The 17,995-nt window shown below is 67.9% G+C and carries 17 protein-coding genes; 12 read left to right on the forward strand and 5 right to left on the reverse strand.

Annotated elements, in window-relative coordinates; all coding sequences use genetic code 11:
* From VRZ77_RS15765 to VRZ77_RS15785, 5 genes are all read left to right on the forward strand, one after another.
* Positions 1 to 842: EamA family transporter (locus tag VRZ77_RS15765; RefSeq protein ID WP_414593559.1), on the forward strand; the 842-nt coding region annotated here is incomplete at its 5' end.
* A 37-nt stretch (positions 843 to 879) separates the two neighbouring features.
* Complete coding sequence (locus tag VRZ77_RS15770) at positions 880 to 2,217, forward strand: ATP-dependent DNA helicase (RefSeq protein ID WP_414593560.1); 1,338 nt, start codon at positions 880 to 882, stop codon at positions 2,215 to 2,217.
* A gap of 41 nt (positions 2,218 to 2,258) precedes the next feature.
* Entirely contained in the window at positions 2,259 to 2,423 is a 165-nt protein-coding gene (locus VRZ77_RS15775; RefSeq protein WP_414593561.1) for a hypothetical protein, read from the forward strand.
* 126 nt (positions 2,424 to 2,549) lie between these two features.
* Positions 2,550 to 2,999 carry an RrF2 family transcriptional regulator gene (locus VRZ77_RS15780; RefSeq protein ID WP_414593562.1) on the forward strand — a complete coding sequence of 150 codons (450 nt, stop codon included), beginning with the start codon at positions 2,550 to 2,552 and terminating at the stop codon, positions 2,997 to 2,999.
* The gene (locus VRZ77_RS15785) at positions 2,996 to 3,385 is read left to right on the forward strand and encodes a methylglyoxal synthase (protein ID WP_414593563.1); all 390 of its coding nucleotides are present in this window, start codon (positions 2,996 to 2,998) and stop codon (positions 3,383 to 3,385) included. The genes VRZ77_RS15780 and VRZ77_RS15785 overlap by 4 nt, the downstream gene beginning before the upstream one ends.
* A 33-nt stretch (positions 3,386 to 3,418) precedes the next feature.
* Here VRZ77_RS15785 and VRZ77_RS15790 read toward each other — a convergent pair whose 3' ends face one another.
* Positions 3,419 to 4,615 carry an acyl-CoA dehydrogenase gene (locus VRZ77_RS15790; protein ID WP_414593564.1) on the reverse strand — a complete coding sequence of 399 codons (1,197 nt, stop codon included), beginning with the start codon at positions 4,613 to 4,615 and terminating at the stop codon, positions 3,419 to 3,421.
* A gap of 266 nt (positions 4,616 to 4,881) precedes the next feature.
* Between VRZ77_RS15790 and VRZ77_RS15795 the strand changes: the two genes are divergently transcribed.
* The 5 genes from VRZ77_RS15795 to VRZ77_RS15815 all read left to right on the forward strand — a co-directional run bounded on the left by VRZ77_RS15795 (position 4,882) and on the right by VRZ77_RS15815 (position 10,580).
* Positions 4,882 to 6,480, forward strand: coding sequence for an ABC transporter substrate-binding protein (locus tag VRZ77_RS15795; RefSeq protein ID WP_414593565.1), 1,599 nt, complete (start codon positions 4,882 to 4,884; stop codon positions 6,478 to 6,480).
* A 202-nt stretch (positions 6,481 to 6,682) separates the two neighbouring features.
* Positions 6,683 to 7,696 (forward strand): ABC transporter permease subunit, encoded by a 1,014-nt coding sequence (locus VRZ77_RS15800; protein ID WP_414593566.1) that lies wholly within the window; start codon positions 6,683 to 6,685, stop codon positions 7,694 to 7,696.
* The gene (locus VRZ77_RS15805; RefSeq protein WP_414593567.1) at positions 7,686 to 8,609 is read left to right on the forward strand and encodes an ABC transporter permease subunit; all 924 of its coding nucleotides are present in this window, start codon (positions 7,686 to 7,688) and stop codon (positions 8,607 to 8,609) included. Before VRZ77_RS15800 ends, VRZ77_RS15805 begins: the two co-directional genes overlap by 11 nt.
* A gap of 4 nt (positions 8,610 to 8,613) precedes the next feature.
* Positions 8,614 to 9,612, forward strand: coding sequence for an ABC transporter ATP-binding protein (locus VRZ77_RS15810; RefSeq protein WP_414593568.1), 999 nt, complete (start codon positions 8,614 to 8,616; stop codon positions 9,610 to 9,612).
* On the forward strand, positions 9,609 to 10,580 hold the full coding sequence (locus VRZ77_RS15815; protein WP_414593569.1) for a dipeptide ABC transporter ATP-binding protein: 972 nt from the start codon (positions 9,609 to 9,611) through the stop codon (positions 10,578 to 10,580). Before VRZ77_RS15810 ends, VRZ77_RS15815 begins: the two co-directional genes overlap by 4 nt.
* 249 nt (positions 10,581 to 10,829) lie before the next feature.
* Here the strand turns inward: VRZ77_RS15815 and VRZ77_RS15820 are convergent, their stop codons facing one another.
* From VRZ77_RS15820 to VRZ77_RS15835, 4 genes are all read right to left on the reverse strand, one after another.
* On the reverse strand, positions 10,830 to 11,705 hold the full coding sequence (locus tag VRZ77_RS15820; RefSeq protein WP_414593570.1) for an energy transducer TonB: 876 nt from the start codon (positions 11,703 to 11,705) through the stop codon (positions 10,830 to 10,832).
* Entirely contained in the window at positions 11,702 to 12,196 is a 495-nt protein-coding gene (exbD, locus tag VRZ77_RS15825) for a TonB system transport protein ExbD (protein WP_414593571.1), read from the reverse strand. Before exbD ends, VRZ77_RS15820 begins: the two co-directional genes overlap by 4 nt.
* Before the next feature lie 21 nt (positions 12,197 to 12,217).
* Positions 12,218 to 13,282, reverse strand: a complete 1,065-nt coding sequence (gene exbB, locus VRZ77_RS15830; protein WP_414593572.1) for a tonB-system energizer ExbB — start codon at positions 13,280 to 13,282, stop codon at positions 12,218 to 12,220.
* Positions 13,283 to 13,497: 215 nt separating this feature from the next.
* A complete protein-coding gene (locus VRZ77_RS15835; protein WP_414593573.1) occupies positions 13,498 to 14,913 on the reverse strand; it encodes an FAD-binding oxidoreductase in 1,416 nt (471 codons plus the stop codon).
* A 312-nt stretch (positions 14,914 to 15,225) separates the two neighbouring features.
* On the opposite strand from VRZ77_RS15835, the gene VRZ77_RS15840 reads away from it, so the two are divergent.
* Entirely contained in the window at positions 15,226 to 17,037 is a 1,812-nt protein-coding gene (locus tag VRZ77_RS15840) for an ABC-F family ATP-binding cassette domain-containing protein (RefSeq protein WP_414593574.1), read from the forward strand.
* Positions 17,038 to 17,148: 111 nt separating this feature from the next.
* Positions 17,149 to 17,952 (forward strand): TrmH family RNA methyltransferase, encoded by an 804-nt coding sequence (locus VRZ77_RS15845; RefSeq protein WP_414593575.1) that lies wholly within the window; start codon positions 17,149 to 17,151, stop codon positions 17,950 to 17,952.
* Positions 17,953 to 17,995 lie beyond the last annotated feature (43 nt).

Consider the following 17,995-nt stretch of genomic DNA (forward strand, 5'->3'; position numbering starts at 1 on the left):
CCATGGAACCCAGCGTCTTTCTCGCGGTGCTCGCCGCCGCCGCCATGCATGCCGGCTGGAACGCGATCCTCAAGATCCGGCTCGACCCGTTCCTCGCCGTGGTGCTGGTCAATGCCGCCTGCGGCATCATCGCCCTGCCGCCGGCGCTCTATTTCGGGCTGCCGGAACTCCATGTCTGGCCGTGGATCATCGCCTCGATCCTGATCCACCTCGTCTATTACCTCACCTTGTCGGGGGCCTACCGGCTGGCGGATATGGGGCTCGTCTATCCCATCGCCCGCGGCAGCGCGCCGCTGATGACCACGATCCTGTCGCTGATCCTGCTCGGCGAGGATATCGATCTTCAGGGCCTCGGCGGCGTGCTGCTGCTGACGCTCGGCATCCTCTCCATCGCCTGGGGCCGCGCCGGCGCGAAATTCGACCGCAACGCGCTGCGCCTCGCGCTGACCTGCGGGGTCTCGATCACCGCCTATACGCTGGTCGACGGGCTCGGCGCGCGCTCGGCCGCGAGCCCGCACCTTTATTCCGCGTGGCTGTTCGTGATGGACAGCATCATGATCACCGCCTTCGCTCTGGTCTGGAAAGGCCCCCGCGCGCTCAAGCCCGTGCTCGGCTTCATCGGGCCGGGCTTTGCCGGCGGGGCGATGTCGCTGTCGGCCTATTGGATTTCGATCTGGGCCATGACCCGGGCGCCCATCGGCCTCGTCGCGGCGGTGCGCGAATCCAGCGTGCTGTTCGGCGCGGTGATCGCGGTCGTGGTGCTGCGCGAGCCGCTGCGCCGCGAGCGCATCCTCGCCGCCGTGCTGATCGTCGCCGGCCTCGTGCTGATCAAGCTGCACTGAATTTCGCGCCACCGGCGGGCTGTGCTCAATTGGCCCCATGACCGATGCCCGCGCCACGATTCGCACCACTCCCCAGATGCTCCCGGCCGATGCCTTCGCCGGCCCGCTCTCCGTGGTTCAGGCCGGCGCGCCGGTGATCATGGTGCTCGGCGGCGCCGGAACCGGCAAGACCACCTTCCTGCACGCGCTGCGCCGGCATGGTGGCTCGCGGCAAGCATTTCTGGCGCCCACCGGCGTCGCCGCGCTCCAGCTGGGCGGGCAGACCATCCATTCCTTCTTCGGCCTGCCCCCGCGCCTGATAGACCCCGAGCAGGTGAAGCCGCGCTCGCAGAAGCGCACGCTGATGAAGAAGCTGGAACGCCTCGTGATCGACGAGATTTCCATGGTGCGCGCCGATGTGCTCGATGCCGTCGACCGTTCCCTGCGGATCGCGCGCGGCAATCCCGAGCCGTTCGGCGGCGTGCAGGTGGTGCTCGTCGGCGATTTCCTGCAATTGCCGCCCGTCGTGCCGACGACCGAGCGCGAGCTGCTCGGCCATCTCGGCTATGAGGGCCCGTTCGCCTTCGACGCCCGCGTGCTGACCGAGGTCGACGTCGCCCGCCTGCCGTTCACCAAGGTCTACCGGCAGAGCGACGCCGATTTCGTGGCCCATCTCGCCGCGCTGCGCGCCGGGCGCGGGGTGATGGACGCGGTGGACGCCATCAACGCCGCCTCGATGCGTCCCCATCGCGGAGGGGCCATTCCCGTGGTGCTCGCCCCGACCAATTCGCGCGTCGACGCCTATAACCGGCGCGGCATGGAAGGGCTCGCCGATAGCGGCCGGCTCTATGAGGGGCGCAGCGAGGGCGAGTTCGACCTCGCCAATGACCGGCTGCCGGTGCCGGAAGTTCTGGCGCTGAAGGTCGGCGCCCGCGTCATGGCGGTGCGCAACGATCCCGAGAAGCAATGGGTGAACGGCTCGGTCGGCACCGTGATCGGCCTCGCGCCCGACCGCGCCTTCGTGCGGCTGGATGCCGGCGGCGTCGCCGAAATCGAGCGCACCAGCTGGGAGCGCATCCGCTACGACTGGGACGAGGCGACCGGAAAGATCGCCGCCAAGGTGGTCGGCACCTATACCCAGCTGCCACTGGTGCCGGCCTGGGCGGTCACAGTGCACAAGGCGCAGGGGCTGACACTGGAAGACGTGCGGATCGACCTCGACACCGGCGCCTTCGCGGCCGGGCAGGCCTATGTCGCGCTCTCGCGCGCCCGGTCGCTGGAGGGCCTGTCGCTGGTGCGCCCGCTGCGCGCAAGCGACATCCGAATCGACCGCCGCGTCGCCGCCTTCAGCGCGGCTTTCGAGGCCGCCGGCCTGTATGTCCACAGCGAGGAGTAAACAGTCTTTACTTAGTCCATATTGTTGATAGATTATGGACCATGAGAAAGCTCCTGCGTCAGGCCGATCTGCGCCGCACCCGAGACAAGCTGTTGTTCGCGCTGGCTTATGGCGCGATCGCGGCCGCCGTGCTGTTCGGCAGCCCGCTGCCCGGCATGCTGTCGGGCCCGCAGCCCATGGTGGCTCTCCAGACCCCGGCCCCCTGAGAATCCGGCGTTTCGGCGATAATTCACCGCGAAGCGCTGGAAAAAGTCTGCCTGATCTACCATTTATGTAGCGAGCCGGCGCCATGAGCGGGATTCGCCGGCGCTAAGCGGGATCAAGCGGCGAGCATGCTGACCAACAAGGGCAAATACGGCCTCAAGGCCATGCTGTTTCTGGCGCGGCTGGAGCCGGGCGACAGCGCCATGGGCGCGGAGATCGCCAGCGCCAACAACATTCCCAAGAAATTCCTCGACGCCATCCTGCTGGAATTGCGCAATGCCGGCATGGTGCGCTCCAAGAAGGGGCCGGGCGGCGGCTACGCGCTCTCGCGTCATCCGCGCGACATCCGCATCGGCCATATCATCCGCACACTCGACGGCCCGCTCGCCCCGCTGGCCTGCGCCAGCAAGAGCGCCTATGTGCCGTGCCAGGACTGCCAGGACCTTGAGAGCTGTTCGGTGCGCATCACCATGAGCAAGGTGCGTGATGCCATGTCGGACATTCTCGACGGCATGTCGCTGCACGACATGATCGTGTTCGGGCGAGCCCCCAACGCCGACCTGATGTACAACATATGAGCCTTCCCTCCGCGCTGGTCGGCCTCGTCGCCCATGACAGCAAGAAAGACGAGATGGTCGCCTGGGCGCTGGCCCATCGCGAAACGCTGGCGCGCTTCGACATCGTGGCGACCGGCACCACGGGCGGGCGCATTCTCGACGCCTGCCCGGAGCTGCGACTGACCCGGCTGAAAAGCGGCCCGCTCGGCGGCGACCAGCAGATCGGCGCGCTGATCGCGGAGGGGCGCGTGCGTGCCCTGGTGTTCTTCGTCGACCCGCTCACCGCCCAGCCGCACGATGTCGACGTCAAGGCGCTGATGCGGGTGGCGTTGGTCTACGACATCCCGCTCGCGCTCAACGAATCCACCGCGCACATGGTGATCGCCAGCCTGCGGCAGCACGGCTGAGCCAAGCCCGCGCGGCGTTTGAGCGAAGCCCGCTCAGAAGAACGCCTGCAGCCCGGTGATCGCGCGGCCGAGGATCAGCGCGTGGATGTCGTGCGTGCCCTCATAGGTGTTCACGGTCTCCAGGTTGATCATGTGGCGCATCACCGGGAATTCGGACGAAATCCCGTTGCCGCCATGCATGTCGCGCGCCTGCCGCGCGATCTCCAGCGCCTTGCCGCAATTGTTGCGCTTCAGCATGGAAATCGCCTCGACCGGCAGTTCGCCGGCGTCGAACATCCGGCCCGCGCGCAGGGCGAGCTGGAGGCCGAGCGTGATCTCGGTCGCCATGTCGGCGAGCTTCTTCTGGATCAGCTGGTTGGCCGCGAGCGGGCGGTCGAACTGCCGGCGGTCCAGCGTGTATTGCCGCGCCGAAGCGTAGCAGGCTTCCGCCGCGCCCATCGTGCCCCAGCCGATGCCGTAGCGCGCCCGGTTCAGGCAGCCGAACGGGCCCTTCAGGCCCACCGCGCCCGGCAGCACCGCCTCGTCCGGCACCTCGACGCCGTCCATCACGATCTCGCCGGTGATCGAGGCGCGCAGCGAAAGCTTGCCCTCGATCTTCGGGAAGGACAGCCCCTTGGCGCCGCGCTCCAGCACGAAGCCACGGATCGCGCCATCATCGGCGGCCGATTTCGCCCACACCACCGCGAGGTCGGCGATCGGCGCGTTGGTTATCCACATCTTCGTGCCGGTAATACGGTAGCCGCCGTCGATTTTCTCGGCGCGGGTGCGCATGCCGGCGGGATCGGAGCCCGCGTCCGGCTCGGTGAGACCGAAGCAGCCGACCCACTCGCCGCGCGCAAGCTTCGGCAGATATTTCTTCTTCTGCGCCTCGCTGCCATAGGCGTTGATCGGGTGCATCACCAGCGAGGACTGCACGCTCATGGCCGAGCGATAGCCAGAATCCACCCGCTCCACCTCGCGGGCGACCAGCCCGTAGGACACATAACCGAGGCCCGCCCCGCCATATTCCTCGGGGACGGTCGGCCCCAGCAGGCCAAGCTCGCCCATCTCGTCCATGATCTCGCGGTCGAAGCGCTCCTCCATATAGGCGGAGGCGACACGCGGCAGCAGCTTTTCCTGTGCGTAATCGCGTGCCGTGTCGCGCACGAGCCGTTCCTCCTCGGTGAGCTGGCCGTCGAGATGGAACGGATCGGCCCAGTCGAAAACGGCTTTGGCGGACGCGGAACTCATGGGGGGACTCTCCAGACCGTGCCGGCGATGCGGACCGGCACGCCGGTCATACAACGTCGCACGCCGCCGCGCATCCGGGATTGACTTCGCGGGTCCTGCAGGATGCGCCAATCCAAAGATCTACGACTTTGGTCGGGGGGTGAAGTGAGATTGCACATTTTCCAGAGGCGTGATTGGATCCCATTATTGGACGGCGGAGCCCAAACAATAACCCGGCCCACAAACTGGGCAGGTCCCGAACCAGTCCTTAGAGGGAAAATTTCATCATGCGGGTACTTAATGCCAAAGTGGCCTTCGCGGCCGCGGTGCTGACTGCGCTTTCGGCGCCGGCCTATGCCGCCAAGACGCTTGTCTACTGCTCGGAAGGCAGCCCCGAGAACTTCACCCCGGCGCTGAACACCACCGGCACCAGCTTCGATGCCGCCCGGCCGGTCTACAACCAGCTCGTGGAATTCGAGCGCGGCAGCACCAAGGTTGTGCCGGCGCTGGCCGAAAGCTGGACCGTGAGCCCCGACGGACTCGAAATCGTCTTCAAGCTGCGCAAGGGCGTGAAGTTCCACTCCGGTGTGAACGGCTTCACCCCCACGCGTGACTTCAACGCGGACGACGTGCTGTTCTCGTTCGAGCGCCAGTGGAAGCCGGAGAACCCGTACCACAAGGTCACCGGCGGCGCGTATGACTACTTCAACGACATGAGCATGCCCGACCTGCTCAAGTCGATCGACAAGGTGGACGACTACACGGTGAAGTTCACCCTCACCGAGCCGAACGCGCCGATGCTGGCGAACCTCGCCATGGACTTCGGCACCATCATGTCGGCCGAATATGCCGATTACCTTCTGAAGAAGGGTACGCCCGAGCAGCTGGACCAGATCCCGGTCGGCACCGGCCCGTTCTCCTTCGTGAACTACCAGAAGGACGCGGTGATCCGCTACAAGGCGTTCCCGGCCTATTTCGGCGGCAAGGCCGCGCTCGACAATCTTGTCTTCGCCATCACCCCGGACCCCACTGCGCGCTACGCCAAGCTGAAGAAGGGCGAGTGCCATGTGATGATCGCGCCGAACCCGGCTGACATCGCGGCGCTGAAGACCGATCCGGTGGTGAACCTGATCTCCCAGCCGGGCCTCAACATCGCCTATTGGGCGTTCAACAACGAGAAGCCGCCCTTCGACAAGAAGGAAGTCCGCCAGGCCTTCAACATGGCGGTCGACAAGGCGGCGATCATCAAGGACGTCTACCAGGGCGCCGGCCAGGCCGCGATCAACCCGATCCCGCCGACCATCTGGTCCTACAATAATGACGTGAAGGACTACCCGTTCGACCCCGAGAAGGCCAAGAAGATGCTGGCCGACGCTGGCGTCAAGACTCCGCTCGACATCGACCTGTGGTGGATGCCGGTGCAGCGCCCCTACAACCCGAACGCCAAGCGCATCGCCGAGATGATGCAGTCCGATCTCGCCAAGATCGGCGTCAACGCGAAGCTGGTGTCCTATGAGTGGGGCGAGTACCGCAAGCGCATGCAGCAGGGCGAGCACATGACCGGCCAGCTCGGCTGGACCGGCGACAATGGCGACCCGGACAACTTCTTCTTCCTGCTCGGCTGCGCCGCGGCCCGTCAGGGTGGCCAGAACCTCGCCAAGTGGTGCAACAAGGACTTCGACGCCCTGATCAACAAGGCGAAGACCATCTCGGACGTGGGCGAGCGCACCAAGCTCTATGAGCAGGCGCAGGTCATCGTGAAGGAAGAGGCGCCGTGGTTCACCATCGCCCATTCGGTGGTGTACGAGCCGACCCGCAAGGAAGTCGTGGACTACAAGGTGAGCCCGTTCGGCCGCCACGAATTCTACGGCGTCGACCTGAAGTGATGTGACGACGGCGCCAGCGGAGGGAGCGCTCCGCCGGCGCCGTGCCTTTCTGCAATACCGCACCGCCCGCATCCGCTATGGCCCGCCGGTTATCGAGGCGCGCCCGACGGTCGGCGCGCTGCCTTCTTGCCTGCACCGAGCGGCACCGGCTTCCAGGGGGAAGCGCGACCCATGCCGCGGCACGGCCTAGCCCGGGATCTTCATGTTCCGCTTCTTCATCCGACGCGTCGCGCTGACGCTGCCGACTTTCGTGGCGCTGATGTTCGTCACGTTCGTGGCCGTGCGCCTCGTGCCCGGCGACCCGATCGAGGCCCGCACCGGCGAGCGCGGCATCGCGCCCGAGCGCCTCGCGCAGCTTCGCCACGAACTCGGCCTCGACCAGCCGATCTGGCAGCAGTTCCTCGATTATGCGGGCGGCCTGCTGCACGGCGATTTCGGCGTTTCCATCGTCACCAAGACCCCCGTGCTCCACGAATTCGCGACCCTGTTCCCGGCGACGCTGGAACTGTCGCTGTGCGCGCTGATCTTCGCGGTGATCTTCGGCATTCCCGCCGGCGTGCTCGCCGCGGTGAAGCGCGGCGGCGCGATCGACCACACGGTGATGACGATCGCGCTCACCGGCTATTCCATGCCGATCTTCTGGTGGGGCCTGCTGCTCATCATGTTCATGTCGGAATATCTGGGGCTGACCCCGGTTTCCGGCCGCATGGACCTGATCAACTACTATTTCGAGCCGGTCACCGGCTTCATGCTGATCGACAGCCTGCTCTCCGATCAGGAAGGCGCCTTCGGCTCGGCGGTCGCCCATCTCATCCTGCCCTCCATCGTGCTCGGCACCATCCCGCTAGCGGTGATCGCGCGCATGACGCGCTCCTCCATGCTGGAAGTGCTGGGCGAGGACTATGTGCGCACCGCCCGCGCCAAGGGCCTCTCGCCGCTGCGGGTGGTCGGGCTGCACGCGCTGCGCAACGCGCTGATCCCGGTGGTGACGGTGATCGGTCTCCAGACCGGCACATTGCTCGCCGGCGCGGTGCTCACCGAGACCATCTTCGCCTGGCCTGGCGTCGGCAAATGGCTGATCGAATCGATCTCCCGCCGCGACTATCCCGCGCTGCAGGGCGGCATCATGCTGATCTCGGGCATCGTGATCCTCGTGAACCTCATCGTCGACCTCACCTATGTCGCGATCAACCCGAGGATTCGTCATGGCGGATGATCCGGTCCTGGCTCCCCCGACCGGGGGCATCGTCATCGAGAGCGTGCCGCCGGAAGTCTCCTCGCTGCGCGCCTTCTGGTCCGCCTTCAGCGAGAATCGCGGCGCGCTGCTCGGGCTGGCGGTGGTGGCGTTCATCGCCTTCCTCGCGCTGTTCGCGCCGTTTGTGGCGCCGCATTCGCCGATCGAGCAGTTCCGCCAGCATGTGCAGCAGCCCCCGGTCTGGGCCGGCGGCACCTGGGCGTTCCCGTTCGGCACCGACGCGGTTGGCCGCGATGTGCTCTCTCGCCTGATCTACGGCGCGCGCATTTCGCTGGGCATCGGCCTGTCGGTGATGGTGGTGTCGGTCACCCTCGGCATCGTGCTGGGCCTCGCCAGCGCCTTCATGCGCGGCGTGGTCGAGACCGTGGTGATGCGCATCATGGACCTCGTGGTGGCGATCCCGAGCCTCGTGCTCGCCATCCTCATCGTCGCGGTGCTGGGGCCGAGCCTCGTCAACACCATCATCGCGGTCACGGTGGTGTATCTGCCGCGCTATGTCCGCCTCGTGCGCGCCGCCGCCATCGCGGAACTGTCCAAGGAATATGTCGTCGCCGCGCGGGTGGCGGGCGTGGGCAAGCTGCGGCTGATGTTCGTCACCGTGCTGCCGAACTGCCTCGCCCCGCTGATCGTGCAGGCTGCGCTCGGCATTTCCGACGCCATCCTGGAAGCCGCCGCGCTCGGCTTCCTCGGTCTGGGCGCGCAGCCTCCGACCCCGGAATGGGGCGCGATGCTGGCGGACAGCCGCGAGTTCATCCGCTCCGCGCCGTGGATCGTCACCCTGCCGGGCCTCGCCATCCTCGTCACCGTGGTTGCCATCAACCTCATGGGCGACGGCCTGCGCGACGCGCTCGATCCCAAGCTGCGGCGGAGTTGACACGATGAACACCCAGCCCCTCCTCTCCATCCGCAACCTCTCGGTCTCCTTCAACACCTCGCGCGGCCCGTTCCGCGCGGTGGACGGCGTCGATCTCGATGTCGCGCCCGGCGAAGTCGTCGCCATCGTCGGCGAGAGCGGCTCCGGCAAGTCGGTCTCCATGCTGGCGGTGATGGGCCTGCTGCCGTGGACCGCCACCGTCACCGCCGATCGCATGATGTTCGACGGCCGCGACCTGCTCGCCATATCGGCACGCGAACGCCGGTCGATCATCGGGCGCGACCTGTCCATGATCTTTCAGGAGCCGATGTCGAGCCTCAACCCGTGCTTCACGGTCGGCTTCCAGCTCCGCGAGGCCATGGCCGCGCATCTCGACCTTTCGCGCGCGCAGCGGCAGGCCCGCGCGGTGGAGTTGCTGGAACTGGTCGGCATCCCCGAGCCGGAGCGCCGGCTGAAAGCGTTCCCGCACCAGCTCTCCGGCGGCATGAGCCAGCGCGTGATGATCGCCATGGCGCTGGCCTGCAACCCCAAGCTCATCATCGCCGACGAGCCGACCACCGCGCTCGACGTCACCATCCAGGCGCAGATCCTCGACCTGCTGCTCAAGCTCCAGCGTGAGCGCGGCCTCGGGCTGGTGCTGATCACCCATGACATGGGCGTGGTGGCGGAGACGGCGCAGCGGGTCTGCGTGCACTATGCCGGCCAGCAGGTGGAGAGGCAGGAGACCGTCAGCCTGTTCCGCGACCCGCACCATCCCTACACCAGCGCGCTGCTCGCGGCCCTGCCGGAGCGCGCCAGCGGGCGGCTCCTGCCGTCGATCCCCGGCGTGGTGCCAGGCCTCGCCGACCGTCCGGCGGGCTGCCTGTTCTCGCCGCGCTGCCGCTTCGCCACCGAGCGCTGCCGCACGGTGCCCCCGCCGCGCGCCGGGGCGGAACTGGGCTTCGCCCTGTGCCACACCCCGCTGGTCGCCGGGGTTCCGCGGGTTCTGGAGACGCTGGCATGAGTGAGGCCACCAACGCCGTGATGGAAGCCATCGGGCTTTCGCAATCCTACGAGGTCGCGCGCGGCCTGTTCTCGAAGACCGCCACGGTCAAGGCCGTCGCCGGCATCAGCTTCGCGCTCAAGCCGCGCACCACGCTGGCCATCGTCGGCGAATCCGGCTCCGGCAAGTCGACGCTTGCGCGCATGCTCACGCTGATCGAGCGGCCGGGCATGGGCGAATTGCGGCTCGACGACGTCGATGTCGCCGATGCCGACGCCCGCACCCTGCGCCGCTATCGCGGCGAGGTGCAGATGGTGTTCCAGAACCCCTATGGCTCGCTCAACCCGCGCCAGACCGTGGGCGCGGCCATCGAGGAGCCGCTGCTGGTCAACACCCCGCTCTCCGCCGCCGAGCGGCGCGAGCGCGCGCAGGACATGATGCGCCGGGTCGGCCTGCGGCCCGAGCATCACGGGCGCTACCCGCACATGTTCTCCGGCGGCCAGCGCCAGCGCATCGCCATCGCCCGCGCGCTGGTGATGCGGCCGAAGATCCTGGTGCTCGACGAGCCGGTCTCCGCGCTCGACGTCTCGGTGCGCGCGCAGGTGCTCAACCTGCTGGTGGAACTGCAGGAAACGCTTGGCGTCGCCTATATCTTCATCTCGCACGATCTCGGCGTGGTGCGCCACATGGCGGACGAGGTGCTGGTGATGTATCTCGGCAATGCCGTGGAGCACGCCCCACGCGACGCGATCTTCAATGCGCCCAAGCACCCCTATACCCGCGCGTTGCTCTCGGCGACGCCGCAGGTCGACCCCGAGGCGCGGCGCGAGCGCATCGTGCTGCAGGGCGAGCTGCCCTCGCCGTTCAATCCGCCGCGTGGATGCCCGTTCAACCCACGCTGCCCGCTGGTGATGGACCGCTGCCGGGTCGAGATGCCGCCGCTGGAACGCAAGGGCCCCGGCCGCGTCGCCTGCTGGGCCGTAGAGTAGGCGCAGCCGCCGCGCCGCGAGCCGTGGGCGGCCGCGAAGATGGCTGCCCTGCCGCCCCGCCCTCCCATGACGCCGACCTGAAGCGCGAGCGCAGCGAGGCTTTGAAGGAGGCCAGCCCCTCCGGGCTCCTGCTTCACGTCCCGGCACGGCCGGGCACCTCGGGGTGACGGCGCGCAGGTGAGAAGTCCGCGTAAACGAGCGGCCGACAAGCGCCCGCCTCGCCTGGAGCCGCAGCGCCGGGCGCGCCCCTCAGCGCATGTTGAACAGCACCGGGACGGTGAAGTTGAGCCCGGTGATGTCCGGCGGCGGCGGCGGCACCGGGGAGGCGCGGCGGATCATCTCCACCGCTTCCGCATCGAGGCTGGCATTGCCCGACGACCCGACCAGCCGCACCGACAGCACCCGCCCCGAACGGTCGATCGAGAAGGCGACGCGCGGACGGCCCTGATGGCCCGCGGCACGCGCCTCGGCCGGGTAACGCTTGTGGCGGTTGAGATGGCCCATCAGCCGTGAGCGCCAGTTGGCGGCCGTCCGGCTGTTGGACGAGGACGCGCCCGAACTGGGCGCGGCCACGCGATCGGAAGGCGGCGCATTCAGCGAGGGGGCGGCCGATGTCCTTGGCGCCGGGGGCTTGTCGCTCTTTTCCTGCTTCTTCGGCCGGGGTTTGGGCTTCGGCCGCTCCTTCGGCGGCTCAGGTTTCTTCTCCGGCGGGGTGAGTTCCGAGGCGAGCGGTGGCGGTGGCGGCAGCGGCACCTCGATATCGGGCGCCGGGCTTTCCGCGACCTCGGGCACCGGCTCCTGTTCCGGCAGGGGCTCGGGCGGCGGCGTATCCTCGACTTCCTCGGCAAGCGGGTCGGGCGGCACCTCCTCCTCGACCTTCTCGGGAGCTTCCATCATCTGCGGGCCCGGTGGGGCCTCGGTCGGATCGGCGGCCGGCGCGACCGGCAGCTCGGCCAGCTCGATCATGATCGCGGCCGGCTCCTCGGCGGCCACCACCGGCGGTGCGGCGAGCAGATAGGCCAGCACGCCGCCATGCACCGCCAGCACCACCGCGCCGCAGCCGAGCCAGGCGCAGGCCTCCACCGTGCGGTGGCGCGTCCCGTTCCTCAGCAGCATCAGGCTCATGGCGTGGGAGACCCGGCCGGCGCGGGAGCCGCCCCCGAAGCCGGCGCCGCACCGGGAGCCGGCGCAGCGCCCGGCACCGCCTCCAGGCCGACCAGCGCGATCTTGAGATAGCCGGCGGTGCGCAGAAGGTTCATCACCTCCATCAGATCGCCATAGGCCACCGCCTTATCGGCGCGCAGGAAGATGCGGGTGTCCTTCTTGCCCTCGGTGGTCTGGGCGAGCACGTCGCCGAGCCCCTCGCGCGAGACATCCTCATTGCCGAGCGCAAGGCCGAGATCGCTCTTCACCGTCAGATAGACCGGCTTGTCCGGGCGCGGCTGCACGGCGGCGTTCGAAGCCGGCAGGTCCACCGCGACATCGACGGTCGACAGCGGCGCGGCAACCATGAAGATGATGAGCAGCACGAGGATCACGTCGATGAACGGCGTGACGTTGATCTCGTGGTTCTCGACCATGTCGTCGGAATCGGTGCTCTGCAGCTTCGCGCCCATGGCGGCGTCTCCTTCGCCCGGCTATTCCGCGGCCGCGCGCAGGCGGATGGACGGCTCGACGCCGCCCTTCTGGCGCGGCTCGGGATGACCGGCGTCGCGCCGGTCGAGATCGCGCGAGAGCAGGCGCAGCACCTCGGCACTCGCATCGCCCATCAGCACGCGATAGCCCGACACCTGCCGCGAGAAGTGATTGTAGATCACGACCGCCGGAATGGCGGCGACGAGGCCGATGGCGGTGGCGAGAAGCGCCTCGGCGATGCCGGGGGCGACCACCGCAAGATTGGTGGTCTGCGCCTTCGAGATGCCGATGAACGAGTTCATGATGCCCCACACCGTGCCGAACAGGCCGACGAAGGGCGCGGTGGCGCCAATGGTGGCGAGAAGCCCGGTGCCACGGGTGATGGCCCGCCCCGCCGCGACCTCGATGCGGGACAGCGAGATCGAGACCCGCTCCTTGATGCCCTCCGCCGGCAGGTCGCCCGAGCGCTTCAGTTCGAGATCGGTCACGGCGAGCATGGCCCCCGCGGGGCCAGCGGCACCGACCTTGCGGGCCGCGTCCAGCGAGGGGCTGGCGAGATAGCCGCGCAGAGCGCTGCGCAGACGCCGCTGCGCGACCATCAGTTCCAGCGTCTTCGCCAGCCACACCGTCCAGGTCACCACGGAGGCGAAGGCGAGGCCGAGCATCACCGCCTTCACCACGATGTCCGCCGCCATGAACATGCCCCAGGGCGACAGGTCATGGGGGAGTTGAGCGGTGACGGTGGGATCGGCCGCGCCTTCATCAATCTCCGTCGCGACCGACGGAGCGGGCGCGGCCGTCGCGTCGGGAGGTGCTGCCGTGGTCGTGGTCGAGGTTTCGGGAGCAACCCCGTTGGCCGCGGGGACCGCAGCGGGCGCCGCCGGAGCCGCCGTCGGCGCCGCCGAATTGGCCGATGGTGCGGCCGGCATGGCCGGCACCAGCGGCTCCTCAGCCGCCGGCGCGGGCTGCTGCGCCAGCGCGGGCGCGAGCGGTCCGCACAGCAGGCTCAGAGCGAGAAGCGTCTTCGCGCAGGCATGGAACGGAGCAGTCCTACGAAGCATCGGCATATGGCTACCCGAAATCTCGGGGCCGGCCGCAGATCGCATCACGGCGCGTCGTGCAGGCCGGCCTGTCAGTTATCGGTTTCCATAAACCCGTAACGGCGAGGTCGACAACATGAAAAAGCCGAAACCTCGAAATGTAGAACCATTCAAAACAGCTCAATACCTCGCATATCTCCAGTTTTTCATAATTCTAAACTCGGAAATCGGAAGATATCGCCCTAGATCACCTTTCCGGGATTCAGCAGATTCAAGGGATCGAGCGCCGCCTTGAGGCGACGCATCAGGTCGAGACTGACCGGATCGGCGTAATGCGCAAGTTCTTCATGCTTGAGCTTCCCGATGCCGTGCTCGGCGGCAATCGAGCCGTCCATGTCGACCACGATGTCGTGGACGATGCGGTTGAAGTGCTCCCACATGTCGATGAAGGCGGCCTTGTCCATGCCCACCGGCTGGCTCACGTTGAAATGGATGTTGCCGTCGCCAACATGGCCGAACGGGCACGGTCTCAGCCCCGGCAGCTCCGCTTCCACCGCCGGCAGGGCACGCGCGAGGAACTCCGGCACGCGGGAAACCGGCACCGAGACGTCGTGCTTGATGGAGCCGCCTTCATGCTTCTGCGCCTCCGACATGTCCTCGCGCAGCCGCCACAACGCATTGGCCTGCGCCTCGCTGGTAGCGATCACCGCGTCCAGAAGTTCGCCGGCCTCGAAGGCCGCCCCGAGCCCCTCCTCCATCAGCGGACCGAGCTCGAAGGTGCGGGTCGGCGAGGAGAATTCGGCGAGCACGTACCAGTCATAGACCTCGCCGAGCGGGCGGGAGGTGCCGGGCATGTGCTTGAGCACGGTCTGGATTCCGAACTCGGCCATCAGCTCGAAGGTGGTGAGCGCGTCGCCCGCGAGGCTGCGCAGCCGGTGCAGAAGGGCAAGCGCGGATTCCGGGTCGGGCACCGCGAGGAAGGCGGTGGAGCGCTGCACGGGACGCGGGAACAGCTTCAGGACGGCGGCGGTGATGATGCCAAGCGTGCCCTCGGTGCCGAGGAACAGCTGCTTGAGGTCGTAGCCGGCATTGTTCTTGCGCAGCCGGCGCAGGCCGTTCCACACCCGCCCGTCGGCCAGCACCACTTCGAGCCCGAGCACCAGCTCGCGCGCATTGCCGTAGCGCAGCACCGCCGTGCCGCCGGCATTGGTGGCGAGGTTGCCGCCGATGCGGCAGGAGCCTTGCGAGGCGATGTGCAGCGGGAACAGGCAGTCCACCTCCTCCGCCGCCTTGTGCACCGTATCGAGGATGCAGCCGGCCTCGACCGTCATGGTCAGGTCGATCGGATCGACATTGCGGATGCGGTCGAGCCGCGCCAGCGAGAGCACCAGCTCGCCGAACGGCATCTGCCCGCCGACCAGCCCGGTATTGCCACCCTGCGGCACCAGCGGCGCCCCGGCCTTCGCGCACTCAGCGACAATGAAGGCAACTTCCTCGGTGGAGCCGGGCCGCAGCACCGCCGGGGTGCGCCCGTCATAAAGCCCGCGCTCCTCGCGCAGATAGGCAGCCGTATCGGCCGTATCGGTCAGCACATGCTGGGCTCCGATGCGCTGGGCGATGGCGGCAAGAAGCGGGGCGAGGTCGGGAGAAGAGGACATGCGGCATTCCATGGTGAAAGGGCGCGCACGCCCGCGTCGCCCGCCACCATATGGGCGGTTTCGCCAGAGGCAAGTTCGCCATTGCCAGATGCTGGCGCCGACGCACTCGGCGGTATTGACGACCGGCACGCCGTACGACGCGGCAACCCGCAAACCCGTGCTTCGCGCGCCGTGACCGCGTGATCGCATACCGCTGTCTCCCCCACCGGCGCCCGCTGGATCCGAGCAACGACGTGAAAGGCCGAACCTTCCGGCCCCAGCGCCCTCGCTCACCCCTTGCTCCCGCGCGGCTTTGCCCCTATCCCCACCGCCATGGCACCCCCTCTCCTTCTGCTTCAAGACACGCGCCTCACCTTCGGCGGCACCCCGCTGCTGGAAGGGGCTGAACTTTCCGTCTCCGCCGGCGAGCGCGTCGGCCTCGTCGGGCGCAACGGCTCGGGCAAGTCGACCCTGCTCAAGATCGCCGCCGGCCTCGTGCAGGCGGATTCCGGCGCGCGTTTCGTGCAACCGGGCGCCACCGTGCGCTACCTGCCGCAGGAACCGGACCTCTCCGGCTTCGAGACCACGCTGGCCTATGTCGAGGCCGGCATGGGGCCGGGCGATCAGGAATATCGCGCGCTCTATCTGCTGAACGAGCTCGGACTGACCGGCAACGAGCACCCGGCCAACCTCTCCGGCGGCGAGGCGCGGCGCGCGGCGCTTGCCCGCGTGCTCGCACCTGAACCCGATATCCTACTGCTCGACGAGCCGACCAACCATCTCGACCTGCCGGCCATCGAATGGCTGGAAAGCGAAATCGCGTCCTCGCGCTCGGCGCTGGTGCTCATCAGCCATGACCGGCGCTTTCTGGAAGACCTCACCCGCGCCACGGTCTGGCTCGATCGTGGCAGGACGCGCCGCATGGAGCGCGGCTTCAAATTCTTCGAGGAATGGCGCGACCAGGTGCTGGAAGAGGAGGAGCGCGACCAGCAGAAGCTCGCCCGGCAGATCGTCGCGGAAGAGCACTGGATGCGTTACGGCGTCACCGCCCGGCGCAAGCGCAACATGCGCCGCGTCGGCCAGCTCGCCGAGCTGCGCAAGCAGTTCCGTGAGCATCGCCACGCGCTCGGCACGGTCTCGCTGACCTCCACCCAGGCGGAAGTCTCCGGCAAGCTGGTGATGGAGGCGGAGAACATCTCCAAGTCCTATGGCGACCGGGTGATCGTGCGCGACCTGTCGATCCGCATCCAGCGCGGCGACCGCATCGGCATCGTCGGGCCGAACGGCGCCGGCAAGACCACGATGCTGAAGATGCTCACCGGCGAGCTCGAACCCGACAGCGGCACGGCGAAGCTCGGCACCAATATCGAGATGGCGACGCTCGACCAGCGCCGCGCCGCGCTCGACCCCGAGCGCTCGGTGCGCGACACGCTGACCGACGGGCGCGGCGACCAGGTGTTCATCGGCGGCAATCCGCGCCATGTGATCGGCTATATGAAGGACTTCCTGTTCATGCCGGAACAGGCGCGCACGCCGGTGTCCTCGCTCTCGGGCGGCGAGCGCGGGCGGCTGCTGCTGGCCTGCGCGCTGGCTCAGGCGTCCAACCTCATGGTGCTGGACGAGCCGACGAACGATCTCGACTTGGAGACGCTCGACCTGCTCGAAGAGATGATCGACGACTACGCTGGCACCGTCCTGCTGGTGAGCCACGACCGCGACTTCCTCGATCGCACCGTCACCGCCACCATCGCCTATGAGGGCGACGGCAACTGGACCGTCTATGCCGGCGGTTATTCCGACATGGTGGCCCAGCGCGGCCATGGCGTGAAGGCGAAGGCCGTGGCCGCGACGGCGAAGCCCGCCGCAAGCCCATCTGCCAAGGCGGCAACCGCGCCGGTCGCGTCCAAACGCAAGCTCTCCAACAAGGAGAAATACGCGCTCGACCAGCTTCCGAAGCAGATGGCGCAGCTTGAGGCCGACATTACCCGGCTGAACAACCGGCTCGCCACGCCGAACTTCTACACCAAGGACCCTTCCGGCTTCCAGAAGGCGACCGCCGAGCTGACCCGCGTCCAGGCCGAGCTCGCCAAGGCGGAGGAGCAATGGCTGCAGCTGGAAATGCTGCGCGAGGAGCTGGGGGGATGATCCCCCGCCTGCCATGCCGCGTACGCGGCACCCCGGTCGCAGCGCAGCGCGAAGCCGGGATCTTTCGCCGACCGTCCGGGATGACGGGCAGCAATCAGGCGCACACCTGACATGGCCTCCCTCATTCCCCTGGCCTCGCCCGACGATCCGCGCATTGCGCCCTATCACGCCATTCGCGAGCGGGACCTCGTGGGGCGTGGCGGCAGGTTCATCGTCGAGGGGCGTACCGTGCTCGACGTTGCGCTTTCGCCGCGCAACCGCTTCGCGCTGGAATCGCTGCTGATCGCCGAGAGTCGGGCCGACGCGCTGGCCCCGCTGCTGGCGCAGGCGCCGGCAGGGCTGCCGGTCTACACCGCCTCGCAGCCGATTCTCGACGGCATCACCGGCTTCCACATCCATCGCGGCCTGCTCGGCATCGGAAGACGGGGCGAGGAACCGTCAATGGAGCAGGCCATTGCCGCCCTGCCGGACGAGGCGCTGGTGGTGGTGCCGCTCGGCATCACCAATCACGACAATGTCGGCGGCATCATGCGCAACGCCGCGGCCTTCGGTGCCGATGCCGTGCTGTTCGACTTCGCCTCCTGTGATCCGCTCTACCGCAAGGCGATCCGAGTCTCGGTCGGCGGTAGCCTCGTCGTGCCTTTCGCCCGCGAAGGCGCGGCGGAGCGCATCCTCGACATGCTGGCGGCGAACGGGTTTGCGCTGCTCGCCTTCAGCCCGGCTGGCGATCACGTGCTGTCGCAGGTGAAACGGCAGAAACGCACCGCCCTGCTGCTCGGCGCGGAAGGTCCGGGACTCGCGCCGCACATCCTCGCGCGCACCCAAACGGTGCGAATACCTATGAAAGCCGGCTTCGATTCGCTCAATGTCGCCACCAGCTGCGGCATTGCGCTACACCAACTTACCTTTGGGTGATCACGCCCGCTTGAACATGCGAATCACCCTCGACAATCGGTCC

Origin of the sequence: Ancylobacter sp. G4_0304 (genome assembly GCF_047501495.1) — a bacterium.
Taxonomy (GTDB): Bacteria; Pseudomonadota; Alphaproteobacteria; order Rhizobiales; family Xanthobacteraceae; genus Ancylobacter.